Source organism: Rhizobium laguerreae (assembly GCF_019778565.1).
GTDB classification, from domain to species: Bacteria; Pseudomonadota; Alphaproteobacteria; order Rhizobiales; family Rhizobiaceae; genus Rhizobium; species Rhizobium laguerreae.
Genome location: NZ_JAAXQT010000009.1, coordinates 166492 through 192772, shown reverse-complemented (window position 1 = coordinate 192772; position 26281 = coordinate 166492). Strand labels below are relative to the sequence as shown.

Here is a 26281-nt window from a genome sequence, read left to right as displayed (position 1 = left end):
TCACAATGCCTCGCTTTGTTGCTGCAACGATGAAGGTGCAGTGCCGGGTTTGAGCCGGCGGACAGACTGCCGCAGCACATCATGCGCAAGGCCGCCAAGGCCACGCGGCATGAACAGAACGACGAGCACGAAGATGAGGCCGATAATCGCTTTCCACGCCTCGACCAGCGCTTCGGTTTCGCTGACCTCAGCCTCGATCATGTTGATTAGGATCGCGCCGATGCAGGCGCCAAGCAGGGAGGAGCGGCCGCCGACGGCAGCCCAGACCACCATCGTCACGGAAAAGGACAGGTCCATGAACGTCGGAGAGGCGAACTCCGCGACGACCACGTAGAGCATGCCGGCAACGCCGGCGATACCCGCCGAAATCACGAAGAAGAACACCTGGTAGAGCGAGACATCGAAGCCGAGATAGCGGGCGCGCACATGATCGTCGCGGATTGCCTGCAGAATCATGCCCGCGCGGGTTTCAACGATGAGACGGGCACCGATAAGCGTCAGCGACAGGCATGCGGCGCACAGATAATAGGTCGCCCGGCTGTAGGGATCGAATTCGATGCCGCCGATCGTCAGCCAGCCAAGATCCGTCAGGCCGTTGAAGCCGTTTGTCACCGGTTGCGCATCGACCACGACGAGACGGACAAGCAGAACAAGCGCCAGGGTGATGATCGAGACGAAAACGCCGGAAATGCGCTTGCGGAAAACCAGCATGCCGAGTGCTCCGGCAATCACTACCGGAAGCACGATGCCGAGCACAAGCCCCACCGACTGGCTTTGAAACGGAAGCCAGAGAAAGGAGCCCTTGTTGATGCAGCAAAGTTCCGTCGGCGCGCCGGGCTCGGCATTCCAGAGCATGAAATCAGGGACCGGCTTGTCGGAGCCCTGTTGGAGACTGGTCAGGCTCGACAGCTTCAGCGACATGGCCAGCATGTATGCGCCGAGACCGAAAAACAGTCCCTGGCCGAGATTGAGAATACCGGCATATCCCCATGTGAGCGCGATGGCGACGCCCAGCATGCCGTAGACCAGGTATTTCGAAATGCGGTTCAGCCAGAATTCGTCGCCAAAAACGGGCGCTGCAAAAATCACCGCGATGAAGAGCACATAGGCTGCGACCTGGAATTTCCGTTCGATGCTCATGTCAGCGCCCCTTGAACGAGAACAGCCCGCTGGGCTTGACGAGAATGACGAGAATGACGACCCCGAACACGACGGCACGCGCCAGGATGTCGTTCGTACCGATGGCGACCAGCGCATTGATTTCGCCGAGAAGCCCTGACGACAGGATGGTGCCGAAAAGGCTGCCGACCCCGCCGGTGACGACGACCATGAAGCCGTCGACGACCATCGTCGTGCCCATGTCGGGAAAGACCGTCTTGAAGCCGGACATCATGACGCCGGCAACACCGGCAAGGCCGGAACCGAAAGCAAATGTCATGGCGTTGACACGTTTCACGTCGATGCCGCAGGCTGCGGCCATATTCGGGTTCCGGATGATGGCGCGAACCTGCATGCCGGCCGCCGTCCGGTAGAGAATGAACCATGTCGCCAGTGTCAGCGCGGCGGTAACGGCGATGATGAAGGTGCGGTAGGCGTTGATGTCAGCGCCGGCAAGTCTGAACGTGCCCTGCAGGTAGGCGGGCACTGCGACGTTCTGCAGGCCGGCCCCAAGACCTTCGACATGAATGCCGAAAAAGGACAGGCCGAATTCGAGCCGCACGGCCTGTTGCAGGAGGATGGCGATCCCCCAGGTGGCGAGAAGCGTGTCCAGCAGACGGCCATAAAGCCGCCGCACGACCACCCGCTCGATCAGCAGACCGAGCAGGGCCGTCACAACGAAGGCCAGCGGGATCGCAAACAGAAGGTTTGCCTTCAGCCAGATGCCTGAGAGGACGGCGACATAGGCGCCGATCATGACCATCTCGCCATGGGCCATGTTGATGACGCCCATGGCGCCGTAGGTGATGGCAAGGCCGAGCGCCACCAAAAGAAGGATCGAGCCGAGACTGAGGCCGATAAACAGAATGTCGAGCATAGCGCCACCGTTCGTGAGAAGGACGGGCCGAACTCTCCTGCGCTTTACCCATCCTGACGGCAGGATGACAGCTCGCGGAGGAAGAGGGGGCCTGCCTTCGAGACATGATCCCGCCACCCATGGATGGCGGGACGACGCGGGGAGGGGTCAGCCCTTGAGTTTTGCGGCGTCGAGACCGTTGCTGGTGCAAAACAGATTGTTCTCCGTCTCGCCATAGGCCGAATAGGGCAGCGGCTTGATCGGCGCCGGATAGGCATTGACCACCTTGCTCTGGCCGTCCGCCTGCCATTGCCCGATGCGCGGCGTCAGCCAGCAATGCAGGTTGTCGGGATCGGTGGTCACCTTGCCGCCGGGCGCTTCGTAGGTTTGGCCGCGAATGCCGGCTCTGATTGCGTCAGCCGAAAGATCGCCGGATTTTTCCACGGCCTGCTTCCACAGGAAGACCTGGAAATAGGCGGCTTCGAGAGAATGGTAGGTGACGGCTTTCGGATCGTTGACGAAGCTCCTGAAGCGGGAGATGAAGCTCTTGTTCGCCGGAGTGTCGATCGACATGAAATAGGGGAAGGAGGTGTAGCTACCTGCCGCATATTCGGCGCCCATCGCCGCGATTTCGATTTCGGAGGTGACCGTCGCGCAGATCGGCAGAACCTCCTGCGAGAGCCCTTGGTTCTTGAACTCGCGGTAGAAGGCGATGATGGAGTCGCCGACCACGTTGGACAGGACCACGTCGGCGCCCGACTCCTTGATCTTGCTGACCATGACGGCCCATTCCGAATGGCCGAGTTCCAGATATTCATCCGCCACCCATTCGGCGCCGGCTGCCTCGATCAGCTTCTTGGAAACCTTGGCCATTTCGCGCGGATAGACATAGTTCGAGCCGACGATGAAGAATTTCTTCTTGCCCAGTTTCTCGACGATCCAGGGAATGTAGTTGGAGAGCTGCTGGTTCGGAACGGCGCCGGAATAGACGACGTTGCGCGAGCACTCGAAGCCTTCGTAATGCGTCTGGTAGAACAGCATCGCGCCGCGTCGCTCGAAGATCGGCAGCACGGCCTTGCGGCTTGCTGATGTGTGGCAGCCGAACACGGTCGAAATCTTGTCCTTGAGGATCAGTTTCGAAGCCTTCTCGCTGAAGGTCTTCGGATCGGAAGCACCGTCTTCGACGACTACCTCGACGGGGCGACCGAGAACGCCGCCGGCCGCGTTGATTTCGGCCACGGCCATCATGACGCCGTTTGCCAGAAGCTTCTCGGCAACGGAAAGCCCGCCCGTCTGCGAGTAGAGCGCGCCGACCTTGATGGCATCGGCTGCGAAGGCGCGGCTGCCCAGAGACGGCAGGGCGAGTGCGGCGGAAGCGGTCGCTGCGGTTTTCAGAAATTCTCGTCTGTTGAACACCATCTTGGTTCCCCTTTTTTGATTGGCGCGCACGGCGGCACGGCCCGCCGAACGGCAAGGCTTTCATGCCGGAAATGAGTAGAGAACTGACGTCACTGTCAGCAGACAACAAAAAACCCGCGAGGCTTGTCACAGCCTGCGGGCACCCTTGCCATCACCGCATCACGGCTGCGCCGCGTGCAACAGCGGCACATGGCTTCGTCAAACGAAGGGATGTGCCGGAGGTGTTTTGTTGGAAACACGTGAAAAACTAATCATGTTTTTGGGACGGGCGCAAGAGCTGTTCGGCGTTGATAATCGAATTGGCGATTTCATCGATCGGCACGCGCCGAGCCATCGCCTGGTCGCGCATTTCGCGGTACGCCTCATTCTCGCTTGTGCCGCGATTGGCCATCAGAATGGCTTTGGCCCGGGCAAGTTTCTGGTCTCCCAGTACCTTGCGCTTGTATTTGCGTGCTTCCTTGACCAGCTTTTGGCGCTCCAGCCAGAGGTTGCGGGCGATGGCGAGATTTGTCAGCAGACCAAAGGGTTTGATCGGTCTTTCGACAATGGCGAGTGCCCCACTTTCCAGGACGATCTGCAAGGTCGAGGGGTTTTCGTAACCGACGATGGCAAGCATGGTCGGGGCAGGATTGGGGAAAGACTTCAGCAGGCGTTCGATTTCCGGTCGCGCCTCATCTTCCATGGCAAGGAACACGACATCGGTGCCGTGCGGCAACTCGGCAGGCACCGGCCAAAGGCAACTGACCGTACAACCGATACGGCGCAGGTGATCGACGAGAAACTCTCCTTCGGATGTCCAGGGATGGATGACCAAAACCTTGAGATCCCGCAAATCTCTGAGAAGGGCGAAAGACATCGTCGCTCCCTCTCAAACCTGAACACGATGTGGGAAAGTCTGCGTCAAGTCCGGGCGATATTCTCGCATGAAGGGGTCTGGCGCCACCCGGAGCGATGGATCATAGACGATGTCGTAGTCGCCCTGTGGATTCACCCTTGCCACTCTTGGCCACAGATGCGTGTGGTTTGTCATCGGGTCTATCTTCACCGCGCCCTGCGGGGCATCGTACTCGACATCATAGAGAGCCGGCAGAAGCTGCTCAAGCCCGTCGCCACCGGCACGCTGCAAAGCAGCCGCATAGAGATAAACCTGGAAATAAGCCGCTTCGGCCGGCGCGGTTGGCAGCATCTGTAGGCCGTATCGCTGTTGGTAAGCCGAGACGAAGGCGCGAGCGCGGGGTGTATCCAGAGAGGCAAAGAAGGGGGCTGCGGTGATATGACCCTCGGCCACCTCCGGTCGCATACGGATCACGTCCGCCTCGCTGGTCGACTGGCTCGCGATCGGCATTTTCACCGAATCGAATCCGGCCTCCTTGAACGCCGTGTAGAAGGGAATAATACCGTCGCCGACAATCGTCGAATAGATGACATCCGGCTGTGCCGCGCGAATGTGCCGGATGATCTTGGCAACGTCTTCGGTTTTGAGGTTTAGGGGAACATACATCTCGTCCAGGACCTGTCCACCCAGCTGAAGAAACAGGTCGCTGATCGTCCGGTTGGATTCATAAGGATAGACGTAGTTCGATCCCACAAGGAAAACCCGCTTACCATAGTGCTCGGCCAGGAAGTCGACGAGCTGGACGGAGTTCTGGTTGGGGGCAGCACCTGTATAGATGCAGTGACGGGAGTATTCGAACCCCTCATAGAGCGTCGGGTAGAACAGCAGTGCATCACGAGCCTCGATGACGGGCAGAACAGCTTTGCGGGTGCTCGACATATGGCAGCCGAAAACGACCCGGACCCGGTCTTCGTCGCAAAGCTTGACTGCAAGTTCCTTGTAGAGATTGGGCGTCGATTGCGGATCGTAGGCGATGGGTTCGATCGCCCGGCCGAGCACGCCGCCCGCCGCGTTGATCTCATCGATCGCCAGCACGGTCGCGGCCTTTTGGGTTTTTTCTACGGCTCCGGTCACACCCGTTTCGGAGAACAGCACACCGACCCGCCAGTTTTCTGAATGCATCATCGCCCACCAAAAAATAAAAAAGCTCCCGCCCGTTTCCGGTCGAGAGCTACCCTGCTCATGGAATATCAGCGGCTCATTGAAGCCTGCCGATCCATGATGTCAGTTTCCGTGTCCAGTGACAATAGCGGAACGAAAGGCCGTACATGGTTATCGGCGTGCATCCTCAAGGACCATCGCAGCACCTTTCATCGCGATCATCGCCGTCGGGGTATTGGTATTGCCGGAGGTGATCGTCGGCATGATCGACGCATCGATCACGCGAAGACCCGCTATCCCGTGGAGGCGCAGGCGTGCATCAACGACAGACAGCGGATCGTCCGCGCGACCCATCTTCGCGGTCCCGACCGGATGGAAGATGGTGGTGCCGATATCGCCGGCGGCCTTCGCAAGCGATGCTTCATCGTCGCCGACGGCAATGCCCGGCAGAACTTCCTCCGGCCGGTACGGTCTCAGCGCGGGCTGTGCCATCAGCCGCCGCGTCGCACGGATAGCGTCCGCTGCCACCCGCCTGTCTTCCGCTGCCGTCAGATAGTGCGGGGCGATGAGCGGCGGTGCGTAGGGATCGGCTGAGCGCAGCCGCACCTCGCCGCGCGACGTTGGCCTCAGATTGCAGGCGCTGACGGTGATCGCAGGAAAACGATGCAACGGTTCGCCGAACCTGTCCAAAGACAGGGGCTGGACGTGAAACTGGATGTTGGCGCGATCGTGCGACCGATCAGAGCGCATGAACAGACCGAGTTGGGACGGCGCCATGGTTAGCGGTCCACGGCGACGCAGGGCGTAGTCGATCCCCATGAGGCCACGGCGCAGAAGCGAGTGATAGGTTTCATTAAGCGTACGGGCGCCGCTGATCCTGTAGACGGCGCGTTGCTGCAGATGATCCTGGAGATTGCGCCCGACGCCGGGCCGCGCGAGAGCCGGCTCTATGCCCGCGGTAGAAAGCCATTCAACCGGCCCGATGCCAGACCGGTGCAATAGCTGGACGGAGCCGATGGCGCCGGCACTCAGCACGACTTCACCTCTTGCCCTCGCCGTTCTTAAGACGCCGTCGCGGATATAGCGCACCCCCGTTGCCCGCCCGTCTTCGATGACCAGCCTGTCCACCAGAACACCTGTTTCAAGCCGCAGGTTCGCCCGCGCTAAGACCGGCTTCAGAAAACCCCTTGCCGAAGACCACCGACGACCACGTTTCTGATTGACGTGAAAATAGCCGGATCCTTCATTGTCACCCGTATTGAAATCCGCGATCTTTGCGACGCCTAGTTCCGCTGCAGCCTCCCGAACGGCGTCGAGGATCGGCCAGGAGAGACGCGGGGCTTCGACGCGCCAGCCGCCGCTTATGCCGTGATGCACGCTTTCCCCCATAAAATGATCTTCCATCTGCCGGAAATGGGGCAGAACGTCCTGCCAGCCCCAGCCCGCAAGACCAAGGCTCGCCCATCCATCATAGTCCGCCGCCTGACCACGCATGGCGATCATTGCGTTGATCGCGGAGGAGCCGCCGATGACTTTGCCGCGCGGGTAGGACAACGAGCGGCCGTTCAGGCCGGCTTCGGCCTCCGTCTTGAACATCCAGTCGGAGCGGGGATTGCCGATGGTGAAAAGATAACCGACGGGGATATGAAACCAAATCCAGTTGTCCTTGCTGCCGGCCTCAAGGAGCAGCACGCGGTTTCTGGGACTTTCAGACAGCCTGTTCGCAAGGATACACCCCGCCGTCCCTGCCCCCACGACAATGTAATCATAATCCCCCTCCATCGCTTTTCTCCGCCTTACGATCGATATCCCAAACCGGTTTATCGGCGACGCCGCTGAAGACAAGGCGCGAAGAAGCACATACTATGTGTAAAAAGGAGTTCTGGAAAAATGGATTGGGACAATATCAGGGTATTTCTGCACATTGCTCGAACTGGCCGGGTTATCGATGCGGCAAAGGCCCTGGCGCTTGACCACTCAACTATCAGCCGCCGTCTCGCCAAGCTCGAGGAGAGCCTTGGGGTTCAGCTATTCGAACGGGCCGGGCGGCGATTGCGCATCACGTCGGCCGGCGAAGATCTCAGACGATCGGCGGCCAAGCTGGAATCGATCGTCCTCCAGGAGATCGGCGGGCTCGGTGCCGAGACGACGAAAGGCATGACGGGCCGCGTGCGGATCGGTGCACCGGAGGGGCTCGGCGTAGGTTACCTCGGCGGACGCATTGCAGCCATCATGCAAGACTATCCGAACCTTGACGTCGAGCTTGTTGCTTTACCTCAGACTTATTCGCTTTCTTCGCGGGAAGCCGACATCGCTATTTCACTCGATCGCCCGGAAGAAGGCAGCCTGGCGACACGCAAGCTGACCGACTATGAGTTGGGCTTTTACGCCACCCGTGACTATCTCGGGCGAAACGGCGTTCCCCAGACGCTGGACGATCTGACCGGCCACACGCTCTGCGGCTACATCGCGGGGCTTCTGCACACGAGGGAGCTTGCCTATCTCGACATTGCGGATTTGAAGCCGGCGATGCGGTTCACGAGTACGAGCATCATTGCCCAATGCGCCATGATTGAAAGCGGCATGGCAATGGGCGTTCTGCCGGCCTATCTGGCTGCCGGAAAACACCTGCTTGTCCCGGTCCTGCAGCGTTCGTTCCTCTTGCGCCGCAGCTACTGGCTGTCGGTTCATGAGGACCTTCGGCGTCATGCCCGAATTCGCAAGACTGTCGACTTACTCACCGCGGCAGTTCGAAGGGAAAGATCGTTGTTTGCTAAGGGTTCTTCGACACGCGATACGGCAGCGTCGTAACATGCCTCTATCCGGACAATCAAAAGGGTTTCACCATAGCGTCCTATATTGTCCGCCTGCAGAGGCAGTCCGTCCTTTGGAATTCATCCAGCGCATGGCAGGCTGGCGAGTTCCCAAAGCCTTGTCCGGCGAGCATCGATAGCAGCAGCGCCTGCCCGGGGTGGATCATCTTGATCGAAGATTGAGCAGCCGCGGTGGAAGGAGGACCATCAAGCTAAGGGGCACGGCCCAAGGCGCTAGCTGGCCTCGCTTGCTTTGGCCGGTACCAAGAAAGGTCGCTCGCGAATGGTGCCTTTTGTGTTTCTGGAGACCTAATCAGGCTTCGATCAGCCAGCGGCCTTGATGCTGGTATCTTCTCACATTTCATCAACAGGGAGCCCATATATGACCAGACTCGCGCCACGCAGGCCTTCAGTGGTATTGGGACGTGCAATTTAAATTGGCCGCCTCTAGACTTTAAATTAGGCGGGATGTGAACTAAGAATGGTCGGATGAAGACCAATCCTAAGGCAAAGTCCTACATAGAAAGAAAAGCTCGGCCCATTGTGGAGACCGCGTTGGCCGACACGCGCGTCGTTCTTATATTGGGCCCGCGTCAAGCGGGGAAGACGACGCTCGCACGGCAGTTTGCCGACGGCAATCGTCCGTACATGACCCTGGACGACGCTGGTACGCTGAACGCCGCGAAGTCTGATCCAACCGGCTTCATTCGCGGCATCGACCGCGCTGTCATAGACGAAGTCCAACGTGCTCCTGATTTAATGCTCGCCATCAAGGAAAGCGTAGATCGTGACGAAAAGCCCGGCCGGTTCTTGCTAACTGGATCTGCCAAGCTTGCAACGGTGCCGGGTATTGCCGATTCCCTGGCGGGACGAATGGCAGTCGTTTCACTGCTTCCATTTGCACAATCCGAAATTCTCTCGACGCCTGGCCGGTTGCTGGATGGCTTGTTCGCTGGTGATGAGCCGACGCCTAGTGAAGGGGCCGTTTTTGGTGATGATTTAATGAATGTCGTCCTAAAGGGAGGATATCCTGAAGTTCTACGCCGATCGACACCGGCGCGCCGGACGGCCTGGCTTGAGGACTACGTGTCTCTCATTCTCGATCGTGACGTGCGGGATATAGCCAACATCGACCAGCTTGACCGGCTGCCGCGATTGCTTGACGTTCTCGCTGAACATTCTGGGCAACTGGTGAACCACAGCAGCTTCGGATCAGCGCTCGGATTGTCGAGCGTAACGGCCCAGAAATATGTAGCAATCCTTGAGCGGCTCTTTCTGGTGCGGACTATCGCGCCGTGGTCGAACAACCGCCTCAGCCGCCTCGTGAAAACCCCAAAGCTTCACTTTGTCGATACCGGCCTTCTCGCTAGCCTCCGGGAAGACGATCTGGAAACTCTGCGACGCGACAGAACCAGGTTTGGAGCACTTCTGGAAAGCTTCGTGGTTTCCGAGCTTCTGAAACTCGCGTCCTGGTCGGAGCGGCGCCTAACCTTCTCGCACTACCGGACCAAGGATCAGGACGAGGTGGACGTGGTAATCGAGGACCGTCGCGGGCGGATCGTCGGAATTGAAGTGAAAGCATCAGCCACGGTCAAATCGGACGACTTCAAAGGGTTGAGGCAACTGCAGGAAGCTGTTGGGGAGCGCTTTATCCGTGGCCTGGTGCTCCACGATCATGATCGCGTGACCCCGTTCGGAGAGAAGTTGCACGCCGCGCCCCTTTCAATTCTCTGGTCGATGTGAAAACAACGAAAGGCGCTGAGCACTGTGCCGCGGTGGGCTGGTCCGGTTCCGCGGTTCGTTACCTTTCACGGCGGTCGTCCTGCTTTTTGTGGCAAAGCATTATGGACACAGCGATATTCTCATATTCCGCCGCATCCTGTAGGCTCCATATCTGCAGCCCTCAGGAATTTCAGATCGATGAAGAAGACCTTCAATCCGACCTCGGTACGCCGGCCTTTTGGAAATTACAATCACGGCCTGCTGGTGCCGCCCGGCGCATCGCTCCTGGTCACTTCGGGCCAGCTTGGTATCGGTCTCGACGATACTGTTCCGAGCGACATCACTGCTCAGGCTGAACTCTGCTTCAAGGCGATCAAGACGATCCTCGAAGAGGCGGAAATGAGTTTTGCCGATGTCATCCGCATTTCGGGCTTCGTCACCCGCCGCGAGGATTTCCCGGCCTATATGGCTGTGCGGGATCGCTATACGCTCGATCCGAAGCCGGTTTCCACCTTGCTCGTCATCGGCGGCTTTACGCGCCCTGAGTTCCTCGTAGAGGTCGAAGTGACGGCCGCGAAAATCTTCTAAAAGCGCTCCATCGCGTATCCGACGCGGGCGAGGAATTTTGCCCGCGTTTCCGGCGTGCAATTGTTCATGTCGTAATGGGCGAGGAACGTCACCGGCCTCACCGGATTGATCTGCGCCCGCAGCACGCGCTTGACGATCTTCCGCGGCGGGTTGCCGGCGGCAAACGCCCGGAAAGGCGTTGCGCCATAAGTCAGGACGGCTGCCAGCTTGCGGATGTGGCGCAGCCGCGATTCCACCTTGCCGTTGACCAGTTCGAAGGAAACGCCCGGCAGCCAAACTCGGTCGAAATATCCCTTCAGGATTGCCGGAAAGCCGAAGTTCCAGATCGGGGTGCAGATCACCAGCCCCTCGGCCGCCTTGAGCCGTTCGACGTGCGATCCCACCAGCTTCAAGTTTTCCGGATAATCGTGATAGACGAGCCGGTCGTGGCGCGAGAGCACTGGATCGAACTGCTCTTCATAGAGGTCGCAGCCATCCACCGTATGCCCGGCCTTGCGGAGGCTCTCGACGGTCTGCCGGTAAAGCGCCTTGCCGTAACTTTCCTCGACCGGGTGAGAGTGGAGGACGAGAACCCTCATGAAGCCTCCATCAGGGCCGCCAGGCCGGGGAAGAGATAGTTCTTGCCGGCGTTGAAGTCGAAATCGGGATTTTCCCACGCGATCATCTTGCCGGGATTGAGCAGGCCCTTCGGATCGGTTTCCTGCTTGAAAGCGAGTTGCACCGCGTCGGTGCGCTTCATGCCGCCTTCTTCGAGCGTATAGCGGTGCGGGTTGAAGATCGGGCATCCATTGTCCTGGTGGATCTTGATGATCTCCTCCAGCCTCTCCTCGGTGGTATAGCGCACCAGCGGCAGGCCGGAGCACTGGATCTGGCCGCCGAATTTGATGAATTCGAGATGACCCGGCACTTCGTCACCAAAGATTTCGACCATCTTCCGAACCTTCGCGACATGATCCGGTCCGGGATATTGAACCTGCAGATAGGTGAAGCTCGGGTCGACCTTCAGCGCGCGCAATGTCGTGTGGTTCCAGGCAAGCTCATAGGCGTGCGGGATGCCGCGCATGCTTTCCACCTTGTCGGAGCGGAACATGATCTCGCCCTTCTGCGCCGCCGTAAAAGCCAGAAAGGCATCCAGGGAGTGCGGCGCGATCATCAGCACGACGATCGACTGGCCCTGACGGATGTAGGGCTTGTGGCGGGTGAAATAGTCGTAAGGAATGGGAGCGGCGATCGGCGCGATCTCCTTGACGAGGATGCCGTTGCATTTCGCCAGCGCGTCGGAAAAGCGCACGGCATCCATGAAATCATCGTAGCCAACCAGGACATCGACCCAGTCATAGGCAGGTGCAAGCGGCATCTCGATCTCGGTGATGATGCCGTTGGTTCCGTAAGCGTGGCTCACCTTCTGGAGATCCCAGCCGGTGAGGTCGAGCACGCGCGGTTCGGCCTCCATGGTGACGACGCGCAGGCGCAGGATGTTTCCGAGGTCGCGCAAGCCGCCCCAGGTGATCGAGCCGACGCCGCCCGAGCCGCCGGCGATGAAGCCGCCGACCGTCGCCGTCTGGGCGGTGGAGGGGTGGAAGCGCAGCTCCTGGCCGGAATGGGCCTTGGTCTGCTTGTCGAGATGGGCAAGCACGATGCCGGGTTCGCAGATGACGCGGCCGGGATGGATCTCCTTGATCTTGTCCATGGCGGCAAGGTTCAGCACGATGCCGCCGGAAAGCGGCATGGCCTGGCCGTAATTGCCGGTGCCGGCGCCACGCGGCGTCACCGGCACGCCATGGGCATAGGCGACCTTCAGCGTCCTTATGACCTCTTCCTCGGTCTTCGGCGTGACGACGAGATCGGCGGAAACATTGTCGAGCTGCGCCTTCAGGATCGGCGAGTACCAATAGAAATCCCGGCTCTTCTGGCGAACGAGCGCCGGATTGTCCTCGACGGCGATGCCTTCGAGCTCCTTTTTGATCTTCTGATAATCGGTCATGTCAGGCTCCAACGACGCTATCGAGTTCACGGTAATCCGGCAGGCTGCGGTCGATCACCTTGCCGCGGCGAAGCACGACGCGGTCAGACTGCGGACGGGAAAGGAATTCACTCCAGCGCCGCGCGCTGAAAAGCACGAGATCGGCCGGATCGCCGGCGGCGATGCGGCCCTTGTCCGGCCGTGCGACGATGGCGGCGGGCGAGGTGGTGACGACACGGGCGGCGGTATCGAGCGGATGGTCGAGATGCAGAATCCGCACCGCCTCGCGGAAGACTTCCACCGGGTCGAGATCGCCATAGGCATAGAAGGGGTCGCGGGTATTGTCGGAGGCGACCGCGGTCGCGACGCCGGCGGCGGCCAGTTCCTTGAACAGGGTGACGCCGCGCCAGCGCGGGGTGCGGCCGGGATAGCGGTCCTGCAGATACATGTTGCACATCGGCAGTGCGATGACCGCGATACCTGCCTTGGCGACCAATTCGACGGTCCGCGCGGCGGTGTCTTCGTCCTGGCGGGCGAGCGAGCAGCAATGGCCGGCGGTCACCTTGCCCTCGAACCCGTTGCGCAGCACGGCCTCGGCAATTGCCTTCAGCGTCTCGGCGCCGCGATCATCCGTCTCGTCGACATGCAGATCGATATCCAGGCCATGCTCTGCGGCAGTCCTGAAGAGCGTGTCGAGCTGCCAGACAAGCTCCGGCCCCATCCTGGTGACACCGCCAAGCAGGCCGCCGGTCTGTCGGATTGTTGTGACGAGATCGGCAAAGAAGATGCCGTCTGCCATGGCATCCAGCGGGAGGAGGGCAACCGCCTGCAGCGCGATCCTGTCTTTCCAGGCATCCCGGATTTCGGCAAAGACCTCGAAGGAGATGCGATGCTGGGGCGCAAGCGAATCCAGGTGCGTGCGGATCAGGCTGGTGCCATGGGCATAGGCGGAGCGCAGCGAGAATTCCATGCGCCGTTTGACGTCTGCCGCCGACCAGTTGGCTTCCCGGTCGGCCCTGACCGCATCGAGCGCCCCCATGAAGCTGCCGTCGGGATTGGCCTGGCGCGGCCAGATATGGCCCTTGTCGAGATGGGTATGGATATCGGCGAAGCACGGCCAGACCATGCCGTCCTTAAGATCGGTCCTGGCATAATCGGCGGGTGCGGCGCCGGCCGGCCGGATGGCGGCAATCATGCCGTCACTGATGACGATATCGACCGTTGCCAGCCCTTCCGTGACCGGCACGTCGACATGCTCGAGGCTGACGGCAGGCACTGTCGCATTGCTCAGCACGAAGCGGGCCGCGTTCGGCGGGGATATGAAGGAATAGGTCATCAGTTTTCCCGTTTGATGCTGCTCTCATGCCAGCGGTGCAGGCTCAGCCAGGCGATCAGTGTGGTGAGGCCGAAGATCGCTACGCCAAGCATGGAGAGCATCAAAAGGGCTGCGAAGAGCCGCGGGATGTTCATCCGGTACTGCGCTTCGAGCAGGCGGAAGGCGAGGCCGGAACCGGCACCGGCCGAGCCTGCGGCAAATTCGGCGACGACGGCGGCGATCAGCGCAAGGCCACCGCCGATCCTGAGGCCGGTCATGAAATAGGGTTGGGCGGCAGGCAGTTTGAGAAAGAGCAGCGTCTGCCAGCGCGAAGCGCCGTAGAGCTCAAAGAGGTTGATCAGATTGTGGTCGACGCTCTTCAGTCCCTGGACCATATTCGAAAGGATCGGGAAAAAGGCGACGAGGAAGGCGCAGATGAGCAGAGCGACCTGCGTCGACGGCGCATAGATCAGGATCAGCGGCGAGATGGCGACGATCGGCGTTACCTGCAGGATGACGGCAAGGGGATAGAAGGCAAGCTCGACCCAGCGCGACTGCACGAGAAAGATCGCAAAGCCGACGCCGCCGACAAGCGCCAGCATCAGCGACATGAAGGTGATCTTGGTGGTGACCCAGAGGGCAGGGGCAAGCGTACCCCAATCCGTCACGAAGGCGTTTGCCACAGCGGCCGGTCCTGGCAGGATATAGGGCGGCACGCCGGACATTTTCACATAGGCGTACCAGACGAGGATCATCAGGGCGATGACGAGGAAGGGGATGGCAATGCGCAGCGCAAGATCGCGGCGCCTTGCGCTTGCGGTACCCTTAACGAGCAGCGGCGATGTGTCTGTTTCGTCACTCATCAATGATCCCCTGCCGAATTGATCGCCCCGATCAACGAATGCGACACCGTTTCGCAGGCCTTGCGGTATTCTTCCGAGGTGCGGTAGTGCGCGTCGCGTTCGAGGCTTGTGATCAGCGGGACGTCGGCATGCACGCGCCCGGGCCTTGCCTTCATCACGACGATACGGTTCGAGAGATAGGCGGACTCAAAGACCGAGTGCGTCACGAAAATCACCGTAATGCCGGTCGCCTTCCACAGCCGCAGCACGTCGTCGTTGAGCTTCTGACGGGTGATCTCATCGAGCGCGGCGAAAGGCTCGTCCATCAGCAGCAGCTTCGGCTTTGTCACCAGCGCACGGGCGATCGAGACGCGCATCTTCATGCCGCCGGAAAGTTCGCGCGGATAGGCCTTGGCAAAATCCTGAAGGCCGACGGTGGTTAGAACTTCGATGATCTGATCATGCGCGGCGGCCTTCGAAACGCGCCTCAACCTCAGCGGCAAATGGACGTTGTCGAACACGTTCTTCCAGGGCATCAACGTCGGCTCCTGGAAGACAAAGCCGATATCGCCCTCCGGCAGACCTCTGGAATTGATGCGCGAACTCGGCCAGTCGATCGTTCCCGAGGTGACATCGCCGAGACCGGCGATGATGCGCAGCGCCGTCGACTTGCCGCAGCCGGAAGGGCCGAGCAGGCTGACGAACTCGCCGCTTTCGACCGTGAGCGACATGTTCGAAAGGGCGACAGTGCCGCTGGAAAAGACCTTCGAGACCGACTGCATGACAACAAGCGGCCGCTTGCGCGTCTCTTTCGGGGATACCGCCTGGGCGTCTGCTGGGAGCATTGCTGTCTCGTTCATGCGGGAGGATACGGCCCGCCACATCGTCGATGGCGGACCAGGAGAGCCGTCGGTCGGCCTACTTCTTCAGTGCCATTCCGGCGCCCTTGCAGACGAACTTCGTCGTAAACGCTTTGGTGTAATCCGTTTCCGGTTTGAAGACCTTGATCGCCACCATCTCGTCGAAGAACTTCTTGTAATGGGCGTCGGTGATGCAGCCGATGCCCTTGTCGAGGCTGTCGCCGGATTCGATAATGCCGTATTCCTTCATCTTGGCGATCGAATAGGCGATCTGGCCCTCCGTCATTTCAGGATTGTCCTTCCTGATCAGTTCGTTCGCCTTGGTGTTGTCGCCGTAGAGATAGTTGTACCAGCCTTCGATCGAAGCATCGACGAAGCGCTGCACGACATCGGACTTGCCGTCGATCATCGCCTGCGTCGTCGTGATCATCGTCGAATAGGGCGAGTAGCCGTTGTCGGCGAGCAGGAAGACCTTCGGCTCGAAGCCTGCCTGCTTCTGGATCTCGTAGGGTTCGGAGGTCAGGTACCCCTGCTGGGCAGACTCCTTGTCTGCAAGGAAAGGAGCCGGACTGAAGTTATAGGGCTTGTACTGCTCATCCTTGAAGCCCTTGAAGTTGGCCTTCATCCATTCGAAATAGGTGAGGTAGCCGTCTTTGCTGAGGAACAGCGTTTTCAGCTTGGCGAGATCCTCGAACTTGTCGACGCCGTTGTCCGGATGGGCGATCAGCACCTGCGGATCCTTTTGGAAGATCGCGGCGACATCGACCAGCGGAATGCCCTGCTCGACGGCGGATATCTCTCCCTGAGGACCACCCATGTAAAAATCGAGCTTGCCGGAGATCAGCAGCGCGCTGCCTGCAGCATTCGGGCCGCCCTGGACGATGGTGACGTCGAGGCCGTATTTCGCATAGGTGCCATCGGCGACGGCTTGGTAGAAGCCGCCATGTTCCGCCTGGGCAAGCCAGTTCGTCCCATAGCTCACCTTGTCGAGGGCAAGCGCCGGCGCGGCGGCGGCAAGCATCGAGGCGAGGCCGAGGCAGCTCAGGAATTGCATCTTCGTCTGTGCTTTCAACATGGTCGGCAGTTCCCCTTTTGTAACCGAGGGAAGCCTTATCCGGCTCCCTTTTGAGAGAATTTGAGCCATTGCCATGCGCTTTGAAAAGCATCAAAATTCGTGCGCATTGATGCCTTTTTGGCATCCCTAGGAAAGCTGAAGATAATTTGGGCGGCCTGCGCAAAATTTATGCATCGGAGAGATCATGCTGCACTCAAGACGCCTTCTCTACATCAACGAGATCGCCCGTTGCGGTTCGATCCGCAAGGCGGCCGCGCGCCTCAACGTGGCGTCATCGGCGGTCAACAGGCAGATTTTGGCGCTGGAGGAGGAGATTGGGGCGCCGCTTTTCGAGCGGCTGCCGCGTGGCCTGCGGCTGACGGCTGCCGGCGAGCTCTGCATCGAGCATATTCGCGACGTGCTGAAGAATTACGAGCGCCTGGAGGGACGCATCCGCAGCCTCAAGATGCAGCAGGCAGGCAAGGTGCGGATGGTGACGACCGTTGGGCTAGCCGCCGGGCCGCTGCCTGAAATCATCGCGCGCTTTCTGTCAGAGCATCCGCGCGTCTTCGTCCAGCTGCGCAACGACACCGGCGGCACGACGGCCAGCCCCGTTGTATCAGGCGAGGTGGATATCGGTCTCGGCTTCAACATCCCCGCCATGCCCGGCATCCGCACGCTCGGAAATTTCGATATCCCGATCGGCGTCGTGCTGCCGCCGGGGCATCATCTGATCGGTTCCGGGCCGATCAACCTCGCCGATGTCACCCAGGAAAAACTGGTTCTGGCGCAGCCGGGCACCAGCCTGCGCGAGGTGATCAACCTTGCTTTTGCGCGCCTGCCCATCTCGGTCGAGCCGGTACTGGAAACCAATGCATCGGAGATGCTGAAACAGCTCGTCAAATGCGGCACCGGGCTGACGCTGCTCAATCCGCTCGACGTCATCACCGAATGCCGGCGCGGTGAACTTGTCTTCCGGCCGATCGCCGAGCCGCATGCGCGTTACCAGCAGATGAAGCTGTTTGCCCGTGCCCGTGCGCCCCTCGACGCGGCCACCAGCCTTTTCGTCGAATATCTGCTCGCCGAACTGCTCGGCCTGGTAGAGGAATTGCAGGCCAAGGGTCATATCCTACCAGATGTGAAACCGGCGGCTGATCCTATTTCACATAGAGATTCGAAAGCGGATAGGCCTTGAGGTCCCGGAGCAGCTCGACGAACCCGTTGACTTGATGGCGGCAGATCGCCTCACCCTTTTCGGCAGTGGCAATCGAGGCATCGCCGACCACACCGAAGGGATTGAGGTCATGCGCGATCCAGGCCAGCGAATGCGGCGGCAGAGGCTGAAGGAATTTGGATTGCTCCCGCATCCCTTCGGCTTTCGAGGTAAAGTTCTGCGCCTTGTCCATCCGCACCAGCTCGGGGCGGAAGTGCAGCATCAACGACGTCTCGACATCGCCGCCGTGGATGCCGTATTTGCTCTCGTGATCGCTGACCATGCCTTCCGGATGGCCGAAGCGGCCCCATTGCGTGGAGACCACCGCCATTTGATAGCGCACGCGCAGTTCGCGCGCGACGATGCTCATGATGTCGACATTGCCGCCGTGGGAATTGACGATCACCATCTTCCGCACCCCGGCTTCGGCAACCTTTGCGCCGATAGCCGTCCAGAAGGGGATGAGCAGTTCTGCACTGAGCGACAGCGTGCCGGGGCCATAGATGTGTTCGTTGGCCTTGCCGATCTCCTGTGTCGGAAGGACCAGCATGTCCAGATCCTCCGGCCGCTGCCTCTTCAGCTCCGCCAGCATGCCGGTCGCGATGGCGACATCCGTTGCGATCGGCAGATGCGGGCCGTGCTGTTCCGTCGAGGCGATGGGCAGAACGGCAATCGTGGTCTCGGGGGGGAGGCCGGCAAAATCATATGTATTGAGCTCGTTCCAGTAAAACGGCGTGGGCATGCGGTCTTCCCCTTTCGTCACCTGCTTCGATAGGGAGTAGGAAATAATGATGAGCCGGAAAAGCATCATTTTTTGCGCATGGCGCTGCTTTTTTTCGCGCGCATCGGCGGGCGTTGCTCCGCTGGCGCTTCCGCGTCCAAGGCAACTTCATTGAAGTTGTGGCTCGCGGCATCTTATGACCGCGGCTCGGGGAATTCATGAGCCAGATCGATAACCGTATGCAGAATAAAGGACCTAATCAGAAGGCAGAGTTGCACTAAGTCTGCAGACGGCGTTGACGCGCGCCTATGTCCAACGAGCAAGGTGGAACAGTTCATGCCAAGCCAGACACAACTGGAAATTTCCCGGCGAGACCTACTTATCTCGTCGGCCGCAACGATTGCGGTCACCGGAGCCGTCGCGCCCGCGGCGGCACAGTCCCCAGGAAATGACATGGCCTATACATCGAAAGTTTCCTTCTCAGTTAACGGTGAGAACCGCGATCTCGAGGTCGACAACAGAACGTCGCTGCTCGACGCGCTGCGCGAGCACCTGCATCTGACCGGCACGAAAAAGGGATGCGACCACGGCCAATGCGGCGCATGCACCGTCATGGTCGACGGCCACCGCATCAATTCCTGCCTGACGCTGGCGGTCATGCACGAAGGCGATCAAATCACCACCATCGAGGGCCTCGGCCAGCCTGAAAACCTTCATCCGATGCAGGCGGCCTTCGTGAAGCATGATGGCTTCCAGTGCGGCTACTGCACGCCGGGACAGATCTGTTCCTCCGTGGCGGTGCTCGAGGAGATCAAGGCGAATATACCGAGCCACGTCACCGGCGATCTTACGGCTCAGGCGGCCGTCACTCCGGCCGAGATCCGCGAACGCATGAGCGGCAACATCTGTCGATGCGGCGCCTATTCCAACATTGTCGATGCCATTGCTGAAGTCGCGGGGATCAAAGCATGAGAGCCTTCACCTATGAACGCGCCTCCTCCGTTGAGGCCGCGGCCAAAGCAGCCGCTTCCAATCCCGAAACAAAATTCATCGCCGGCGGCACCAACCTCCTCGATCTGATGAAGCTCGAGATCGAAACGCCAACGCATCTGATCGACGTCAATGGTGTCGGCCTCGACAAGATCGAACCCACGCCAGAGGGCGGGCTGCGCATCGGCGCTTTGGTCCGCAACACCGATCTTGCCGCCCATGAAACCGTTCGCCGTGACTACGGCCTGATCTCCAGGGCGCTTGTCGCGGGTGCCTCCGGGCAATTGCGCAACAAGGCAACGACTGCCGGCAACCTCCTGCAGCGCACGCGCTGTCCCTATTTCTATGACCCGAACCAGCCGTGCAACAAGCGGCAGCCGGGCAGCGGCTGTTCCGCCATCGGCGGCTTCAGCCGCCAGCATGCCGTCGTCGGCACAAGCGAAGCTTGCATCGCCACGCATCCGAGTGACATGGCCATCGCCATGCGGGCGCTTGATGCCGTTGTGGAAACGGTCAAGGCCAACGGCAGTCGCCGCTCGATCGCGATCGCCGACTTTCATCGGTTGCCCGGCGACACGCCCCACATCGAGACCGTTCTCGAGCGCGGCGAGTTCATCACGGCGGTCCTGCTGCCGCCCCCGATCGGCGGCAAGCACATCTATCGCAAGGTGCGAGACCGCGCCTCCTATGCCTTCGCACTCGTCTCGGTCGGAGCGGTCATCCAGCCGGACGGGACAGGACGTATCGCCGTCGGCGGCATCGCCCACAAGCCGTGGCGCATCGAGGCAGCCGAAACCGAGCTGCCTAAAGGCGCGCGAGCGGCTGCAGGCGTTCTTCTTGCCGATGCCCATCCGACCGAACAGAACCGTTTCAAGGTCGACCTGGTCGAGCGTACGCTCGGCGCGGTCATTGCCGAAGCAAGGGGTTGAGCCATGCAGTTCGATACGCCAGCGACAACCAACCCGATCGACAATCTGAAGGTTGTCGGCCAGCCGATCCACCGCATCGACGGCCAGCTCAAGACCACCGGCCGGGCGATGTACGCCTATGAGTGGCACGATCCGAACATGCGCTACGCCTATGGTTATCCCGTTGGCGCGGCCATCGCCAAAGGCCGCATCACGTCCATGGACGTTTCCGCCGCCAAAAAGGCTCCTGGTGTGCTTGCGGTGGTGACGACGCTCGACGTCGGCGAGCGGAAGAAGGGCAAGTTCAACACCGCCAAGCTCTTCGGTGGCGACGAGGTTCAGCACTATCACCAGACAGTCGCCGTCGTCGTTGCCGAGAGCTTCGAGCAGGCGTGTGCCGCAGCCGCTCTGGTCAAGGTCGATTACGCCGAAGAAAAGGGTGCGTACGACCTCGGGCAGGCAAAGGATAACGCCGTCAAGCCGGACGAATCGCAGCAGCCCGATACTGCGGTCGGCGATTTCGATGCTGCCTTCAAGTCAGCGCCCGTCACTCTGGACGCGACCTACACGACGCCCGACCAATCCCATTCCATGATGGAGCCGCATGCTTCCATCGCCGCCTGGAGCGGCGATGAACTGACGGTGTGGACGTCAAGTCAGATGATCGACTGGTGGCGCACGGATCTGGCGACCACACTCGGCATAGACAAGGAAAAGGTCCATCTCATGTCGCCGTTCATCGGCGGCGGGTTCGGCGGCAAGCTCTTCCTGCGAGCCGACGCCGTGCTTGCCGCGTTCGGAGCGAAGGCTGTTGGGCGTCCGGTAAAAGTCGCTCTTCCACGACCGCTCATGCCAAACAACACAACTCATCGGCCGGCGACAATCCAGCGGATCCGTATTGGAACCGAGCGTGACGGCAAGATAACCGCTATTGCGCACGAAAGCTGGTCCGGCGACCAACCCGGCGGCCAGCTCGAGACCGCCGTCAATCAGACCCGTCTTCTCTATGCCGGGGCAAACCGCATGACCGCGATGCGGCTGGCGACACTTCACCTTCCCGAGGGCAATGCCATGCGCGCTCCGGGCGAAGCCCCCGGACTGATGGCGCTCGAAATAGCCATCGACGAGGTTGCCGAAAAAGTTGGGATCGATCCTGTGCAGTTTCGGATCGTCAACGACACGCAGGTCGATCCGGAAAAGCCGCAGCGGCCTTTTTCCCAACGCAATCTCGTCGGCTGCCTGACGCTCGGTGCCGAGCGGTTTGGCTGGGGTGAAAGGGGAAGGCCGGGTTCCAGGCGGGACGGCAACTGGCTGGTCGGCATGGGCGTCGCCGCTGCCTTCCGCAACAACCTCGTCCTTCCCTCCGGAGCAAGAGTAAAGCTCGACCAGGAAGGCGTCGTAACGGTCGAAACCGACATGACCGACATCGGGACGGGCAGCTACACGATCATCGCCCAGACCGCCGCCGAGATGATGGGAGTGACGATCGACAAGGTCGCCGTCCAACTCGGCGACTCGCGTTTTCCGGTTTCTGCGGGCTCCGGCGGACAGTTCGGCGCTAATTCTTCCACGTCTGGCGTCTACGCAGCCTGTGTCAAGCTGCGTGAGACCATTGCCAAGAAGCTCGGCTTCAACTCCGAAGACATCGTCTTCGAGAATGGCGAGGTCCGCTCGGGCAATCGTTCGGTGCCGCTTGCCGAGGCTGCCGGTCCCGATGGCCTTGTCGGCGAGGACACGATCAAATGGGGCGAGCTCACCGAGACCCATCAGCAATCGACATTTGGAGCACACTTCGTGGAGGTTGGCGTCGACGTTGCCACAGGAGAAAGCCGTATTCGCAGAATGCTCGCAGTCTGCGCGGCAGGTCGGATCCTCAACCCGATCACGGCCCGCAGCCAGGTCATCGGCGCGATGACGATGGGGGCGGGCGGCGCGCTGTCCGAGGAACTGGCGGTCGACACCCGTCGCGGCTTCTTCGTCAACCACGATCTCGCCAGCTACGAAGTGGCGGTGCATGCCGACATTCCGCACCAGGAGGTGATCTTCATGGACGAGACCGATCCGATGTCCTCGCCGATGAAGGCCAAGGGCGTCGGCGAGCTTGGCCTTTGCGGCGTGGCGGCCGCGATTGCTAACGCGGTCTACAACGCAACCGGCGTCAGGGTTCGGCATTACCCGCTGACCCTTGACAAACTGATCGGCGGCTTGCCGGATGTGGCCTGATTAGTCGGCGGCGGCCTTAAAGCCGGACCGCCGTCAATTTCTGTAGGATCTTGCATGGATCAGACACTTGCGCCCATTGCGGCACCAATTCCCGTCAGGGCCTCGTCCACCGACGATCCTGCGGAACTGCTTCGCTTCGCGATAGACGCCCGTTGCCTCGGCGCGGCGGCTCTTGCAACCCTTGTCGAAATCCGCGGTGGCGCTGCGCGCTCGCTTGGCGCCCATATGGCAGTTGCCGCGGACGGGCGTTTCTGCGGCTATGTCTCGGGCGGATGCGTCGAAGCCGCCGTCGCCGCAGAAGCGCTGCTTGCCATGAAAGACGGACAGGACCGTACGATCAAGCTCGGCGAAGGTTCGCCCTTCTTCGACATCGTTCTTCCCTGCGGCGGAGGAATCTCCATCGCTATCCATGTTCTGAAAGATGTCGGCGCTCTGCAGCATGTTCTGGATCGTCTCGGACAAAGGCAGTCAGCCGGTCTTGTCTACTCGCCGGAGCGGCAGACGCTTATATCGGTCGACCCGCCGGTGCGGACGTGCTGGACCGAGGGTGATTTCCTGACCGTCTATCGTCCTCGTACTCGTGTCGTCCTTTCCGGACAGAAGCTTGAAGCGCGGGCCGTCGCACGATTGGCCGAGGCTTCCGGCTACGACGTGATCGTCAGAGGACGGGGCGAGGGTGCCGCCGACACCATCGACCCCTTCACCGCCGTCGTGCTCCTACATCATGACATCGACGCCGAAGCCGCCATTCTCGAGGCCGCGCTTCACTCGCCGGCATTCTATATCGGCGCGCTCGGCAGCACTCGGACGCATCGTCGGCGTGTCGAGCGTCTGACAGCCATGGCTTTCGGACAAGACGACATCCGTCGTATCAAGGCGCCCATTGGGATGTTCGGCCCGACACGGGATGCAACCTCGCTCGCCCTGTCGGTTCTTGCTGATATCGCTGCGGCAAGACTGGTGGCTTATGCGTAAGGCGTCAGTCGCGATTGTCATTCTCGCTGCCGGCAAGGCAAGCCGGATGGGTGAGGGCGGGAAGCACAAGCTGCTGGCCGAGTTCGACGGCGTGCCGCTCGTGCGGCGGTCAGCATTGACCGCGCTCGCTGCCGATGCAGCCTCCGTTATTGTCGTCACGGGGCATCGCAGGAGCGAGATCGAGGCCGCGCTCGATGGGGTCGATCTGACTTTCGTCGACAACCCCGATTACGACAGCGGCATGGCGAGCTCACTCATCGCGGGATACTCATCAAGGTGGGCTGACAGCGCCGAAGGCATTCTCGTCATGCTGGCCGATATGCCCGACATTTCCACGACGCATCTCGACGCCCTGATTTCCGCCTTTCGCAACTCGCGCGGCGAGGCCGTCGTGCGCGCCGCTTCACAGGGCAAGCCTGGCAATCCCGTTATCCTACCACGCTCTCTCAACCAGGCAGTCCTCCGACTTCAAGGCGACGTCGGCGCGCGCGACATCATCGCCACATCAGGCCTGCCAGTGCTTGATGTCGATGTTGGCGACGCGGCCCTGCTCGACCTCGACACGCCGGACGAGGTATTGGCGGCCGGCGGCGCAATGAACTGACCCGCGGAAGACAGCGCGCAGCACCGGTCTCGCGCCGCTATCGAAGCCTGAATAGGAAATCAAGCACCTCACTGCTGCCTGCGGAGGCTGCCCAGCATAGCCTTAAATCCCGTAACCGCCCGCTTCGAAACCGCCTCCGGATTCTCCGCATTGGCGATCCAAAGCGCCATGTGGCTGCTGGCGCCATTGATGAGGCGAGCGGCGGTTTCGGTGTCGATGTCGATGATCTCGCCATCGGTCTTGAGACGGTCGAGGCTGCGGGAGAGGGCGGCGATACAGCCGGGGGTGTTCTGCCATTGCGAGATATCGCCGAGGACAGCCGGGCCATCGCGAAACATGATACGCTGGATTTCGGGCTCAAGCGCCATTTCGATATAAGCGGAGCACTCGTCGACAAAGCCCTGCCAGCGCGTGGGAGCGGCGGCCGAGACCTCGTTCAGCCGCTCCGTCATTTCCGCGTCGATTTCCATGATGACGGCCTGGAGCAGGCCCCTCTTGTCACCGAAGTGGTGATAGAGGGCGCCGCGCGTCAGTCCCGCTTCGCCGGTGAAATCGTCCATCGAGGCTTCCGCGTAGCCGATCGTACCAAAGGCACGCCGCCCGGCTGCAATAAGTTTGCCGCGGGTCTCTGCGATCATCTCCTGGCGCGGTTTGCGCATGTCTTCTCCATTGGCATACGCCGCGTATCTTTTTTCATTGACATACGGAACGTATGCATTATCTAAACGCATACGCTCCGTATATAAGTGTTCTACCCGATATCTGGAAGGATCGTCCCATGTCAAATCCGTATAAACAAATATTCGCGGCACCTGGGGCCAAGGGCTTCTCCGCAGCCGGCTTCTTCGCACGTCTTCCCATCGCCATGGCGCCGATTGGCATCGTCGCCATGCTCTCTCAGGCACATGGCGAATATTGGCTGGCAGGCGCCGTGTCGGCGACCTATGCGCTTACCAATGCGGTGATCTCGCCGCAGATTTCGCGAGCGGTCGACCGTCTGGGCCAGACCGCGGTCGTCGTTCCCACAACCATCGTATCCGTGCTGGCCTTCATCGCGCTGATCGCCGCGACCAACCAGAACTGGCCGGTGTGGACGCTGTTTGCCTCAGCCTTCCTCGCGGCAGCCATGCCGAGCATTCCGGCGCTGATGCGGGCGCGCTGGACGGAACTGTTTCGCAACCGGCCCGAGCTCAACACCGCCTTCGCGTTCGAAAGTGCCGCGGACGAACTGGTCTATATCGCCGGCGCCTCGCTGTCGGTCGGGCTGGCCGTCGCCCTATTCCCCGAAGCCGGCATGATGGTGAGCACAGCTTTTCTGGCGCTCGGGACGGTCGCCTTCATCCTGCAGCGCGGCACCGAGCCGAAGGTGCGTCATGTCGCCGGCGCGGCTTCGGTTGGCTCCGCGATCCGCCAGCGTCCGGTGCAGATCATCACGCTCGCGCTGATCTTCGTCGGCGCGATCTTCGCAACGGCGGAAGTGAGTGTTGTCGCCATCACCAAGGAGCTTGGTCAGCCGAATGCGGCAAGCCTGGTGATCGGTGTCTATGCCCTCGGTTCCTTCCTAGTGGGTTTGACCCTCGGCGCGCTTAATCTGCGCATCCCCTTGCACCGTCAGCTGCTGATCGCTGTTGCGATCCTCGCACTGACCTCGCTACCGCTGCTCGTCGCCGGCAGCTCGGTAACCCTGCTTGCTGTCGCCGTCTTCGTCAGCGGCATCGCGATCTCGCCGACCTTTATAACGGCCTTCGGACTGATCGAGCGTCGCGTGCCGGAATCGGTGCTGACCGAGGGCGTCACCTGGGTGATGACCGGCATCGGCATCGGTATGGCGCTCGGCGCCTTCGTCTCGGGCTGGGTCGTCGACACCTACGGTCCCCAGAGCGGATTCTGGGTGTCTGCGGCCGCCGGGGCCGTAACCGTCCTTATCATTACCCTCGGTCAGCGTACCCTCTCGGGCGAGTGCACCGGCGGGGAAGATTGCGCGATGCTGGAGCCGGCGCAGTAGAAGGGCGGACGGTAGACAGGAGCGACGCAGGAGGATTCGCCTTGAACGGTTCGAAA

General features: G+C 60.8%; 24 protein-coding genes. 10 read left to right on the top strand and 14 right to left on the bottom strand.

All coding sequences use genetic code 11. The features are described from left to right. The 6 genes from urtC to HFO71_RS25790 form a co-directional block, all read right to left on the bottom strand. Positions 1–1140, bottom strand: coding sequence for an urea ABC transporter permease subunit UrtC (urtC, locus tag HFO71_RS25815; RefSeq protein WP_131641054.1), 1140 nt, complete (start codon positions 1138–1140; stop codon positions 1–3). Position 1141: 1 nt separating this feature from the next. Then, complete coding sequence (urtB, locus tag HFO71_RS25810) at positions 1142–2035, bottom strand: urea ABC transporter permease subunit UrtB (protein WP_168255551.1); 894 nt, start codon at positions 2033–2035, stop codon at positions 1142–1144. A 147-nt stretch (positions 2036–2182) separates the two neighbouring features. Beyond that, entirely contained in the window at positions 2183–3433 is a 1251-nt protein-coding gene (locus HFO71_RS25805) for a transporter substrate-binding domain-containing protein (protein ID WP_131641056.1), read from the bottom strand. Positions 3434–3680: 247 nt separating this feature from the next. Beyond that, positions 3681–4289 (bottom strand): ANTAR domain-containing response regulator, encoded by a 609-nt coding sequence (locus HFO71_RS25800; RefSeq protein WP_065283348.1) that lies wholly within the window; start codon positions 4287–4289, stop codon positions 3681–3683. 12 nt (positions 4290–4301) lie between these two features. Continuing rightward, positions 4302–5453, bottom strand: coding sequence for a transporter substrate-binding domain-containing protein (locus tag HFO71_RS25795; protein WP_168259360.1), 1152 nt, complete (start codon positions 5451–5453; stop codon positions 4302–4304). A 147-nt stretch (positions 5454–5600) separates the two neighbouring features. Next, positions 5601–7211 carry a GMC family oxidoreductase gene (locus HFO71_RS25790; protein WP_168285740.1) on the bottom strand — a complete coding sequence of 537 codons (1611 nt, stop codon included), beginning with the start codon at positions 7209–7211 and terminating at the stop codon, positions 5601–5603. 108 nt (positions 7212–7319) lie between these two features. Between HFO71_RS25790 and HFO71_RS25785 the strand changes: the two genes are divergently transcribed. The 3 genes from HFO71_RS25785 (at position 7320) to HFO71_RS25775 (ending at position 10552) form a co-directional block, all read left to right on the top strand. Further along, the gene (locus HFO71_RS25785; RefSeq protein WP_168255559.1) at positions 7320–8240 is read left to right on the top strand and encodes a LysR family transcriptional regulator; all 921 of its coding nucleotides are present in this window, start codon (positions 7320–7322) and stop codon (positions 8238–8240) included. Positions 8241–8731: 491 nt separating this feature from the next. Further along, entirely contained in the window at positions 8732–9985 is a 1254-nt protein-coding gene (locus tag HFO71_RS25780) for an ATP-binding protein (protein WP_168285742.1), read from the top strand. A gap of 177 nt (positions 9986–10162) precedes the next feature. Beyond that, positions 10163–10552, top strand: coding sequence for a RidA family protein (locus HFO71_RS25775; protein WP_131663420.1), 390 nt, complete (start codon positions 10163–10165; stop codon positions 10550–10552). Here HFO71_RS25775 and HFO71_RS25770 read toward each other — a convergent pair. The 6 genes from HFO71_RS25770 to HFO71_RS25745 form a co-directional block, all read right to left on the bottom strand. Next, the gene (locus tag HFO71_RS25770; protein ID WP_168255563.1) at positions 10549–11130 is read right to left on the bottom strand and encodes an NAD(P)H-dependent oxidoreductase; all 582 of its coding nucleotides are present in this window, start codon (positions 11128–11130) and stop codon (positions 10549–10551) included. The two genes, HFO71_RS25775 and HFO71_RS25770, sit on opposite strands and share 4 nt — an antisense overlap. Continuing rightward, positions 11127–12536: an FAD-binding oxidoreductase gene (locus HFO71_RS25765; protein WP_221988573.1), complete on the bottom strand. Its 1410-nt coding sequence runs from the start codon at positions 12534–12536 to the stop codon at positions 11127–11129. Before HFO71_RS25765 ends, HFO71_RS25770 begins: the two co-directional genes overlap by 4 nt. A gap of 1 nt (position 12537) precedes the next feature. Beyond that, the gene (locus tag HFO71_RS25760) at positions 12538–13851 is read right to left on the bottom strand and encodes a cytosine deaminase (protein WP_168259357.1); all 1314 of its coding nucleotides are present in this window, start codon (positions 13849–13851) and stop codon (positions 12538–12540) included. Next, a complete protein-coding gene (locus HFO71_RS25755; protein ID WP_077980630.1) occupies positions 13851–14693 on the bottom strand; it encodes an ABC transporter permease in 843 nt (280 codons plus the stop codon). Before HFO71_RS25755 ends, HFO71_RS25760 begins: the two co-directional genes overlap by 1 nt. Continuing rightward, on the bottom strand, positions 14693–15517 hold the full coding sequence (locus HFO71_RS25750; RefSeq protein ID WP_025396882.1) for an ABC transporter ATP-binding protein: 825 nt from the start codon (positions 15515–15517) through the stop codon (positions 14693–14695). The genes HFO71_RS25755 and HFO71_RS25750 overlap by 1 nt, the downstream gene beginning before the upstream one ends. A gap of 73 nt (positions 15518–15590) precedes the next feature. Beyond that, positions 15591–16607 carry an ABC transporter substrate-binding protein gene (locus tag HFO71_RS25745; RefSeq protein ID WP_221988572.1) on the bottom strand — a complete coding sequence of 339 codons (1017 nt, stop codon included), beginning with the start codon at positions 16605–16607 and terminating at the stop codon, positions 15591–15593. A gap of 184 nt (positions 16608–16791) precedes the next feature. Here HFO71_RS25745 and HFO71_RS25740 point away from each other — a divergent pair, with 184 nt between their 5' ends. Beyond that, a complete protein-coding gene (locus HFO71_RS25740) occupies positions 16792–17781 on the top strand; it encodes a LysR family transcriptional regulator (RefSeq protein ID WP_168285747.1) in 990 nt (329 codons plus the stop codon). Here HFO71_RS25740 and HFO71_RS25735 read toward each other — a convergent pair. Beyond that, positions 17744–18610 (bottom strand): creatininase family protein, encoded by an 867-nt coding sequence (locus HFO71_RS25735; RefSeq protein WP_206102987.1) that lies wholly within the window; start codon positions 18608–18610, stop codon positions 17744–17746. The two genes, HFO71_RS25740 and HFO71_RS25735, sit on opposite strands and share 38 nt — an antisense overlap. A gap of 234 nt (positions 18611–18844) precedes the next feature. Here HFO71_RS25735 and paoA point away from each other — a divergent pair, with 234 nt between their 5' ends. The 5 genes from paoA to HFO71_RS25710 are packed head-to-tail and all read left to right on the top strand — an operon-like array spanning position 18845 to position 24220. Next, positions 18845–19492, top strand: a complete 648-nt coding sequence (paoA, locus tag HFO71_RS25730) for an aldehyde dehydrogenase iron-sulfur subunit PaoA (protein WP_025396878.1) — start codon at positions 18845–18847, stop codon at positions 19490–19492. Beyond that, positions 19489–20439: an FAD binding domain-containing protein gene (locus tag HFO71_RS25725; RefSeq protein ID WP_131641070.1), complete on the top strand. Its 951-nt coding sequence runs from the start codon at positions 19489–19491 to the stop codon at positions 20437–20439. Before paoA ends, HFO71_RS25725 begins: the two co-directional genes overlap by 4 nt. A 3-nt stretch (positions 20440–20442) precedes the next feature. Continuing rightward, positions 20443–22641 carry an aldehyde oxidoreductase molybdenum-binding subunit PaoC gene (gene paoC, locus HFO71_RS25720; protein ID WP_221988571.1) on the top strand — a complete coding sequence of 733 codons (2199 nt, stop codon included), beginning with the start codon at positions 20443–20445 and terminating at the stop codon, positions 22639–22641. Positions 22642–22695: 54 nt separating this feature from the next. After that, on the top strand, positions 22696–23616 hold the full coding sequence (locus HFO71_RS25715; protein WP_131641072.1) for an XdhC family protein: 921 nt from the start codon (positions 22696–22698) through the stop codon (positions 23614–23616). Continuing rightward, positions 23609–24220 (top strand): nucleotidyltransferase family protein, encoded by a 612-nt coding sequence (locus HFO71_RS25710; protein ID WP_221988570.1) that lies wholly within the window; start codon positions 23609–23611, stop codon positions 24218–24220. Before HFO71_RS25715 ends, HFO71_RS25710 begins: the two co-directional genes overlap by 8 nt. A 68-nt stretch (positions 24221–24288) precedes the next feature. On the opposite strand, the gene HFO71_RS25705 is transcribed toward HFO71_RS25710, so the two are convergent. Beyond that, a complete protein-coding gene (locus HFO71_RS25705) occupies positions 24289–24879 on the bottom strand; it encodes a TetR/AcrR family transcriptional regulator (protein WP_131641074.1) in 591 nt (196 codons plus the stop codon). 119 nt (positions 24880–24998) lie between these two features. On the opposite strand from HFO71_RS25705, the gene HFO71_RS25700 reads away from it, so the two are divergent. Next, positions 24999–26225: an MFS transporter gene (locus HFO71_RS25700; protein WP_131641075.1), complete on the top strand. Its 1227-nt coding sequence runs from the start codon at positions 24999–25001 to the stop codon at positions 26223–26225. Positions 26226–26281: the final 56 nt, after the last annotated feature.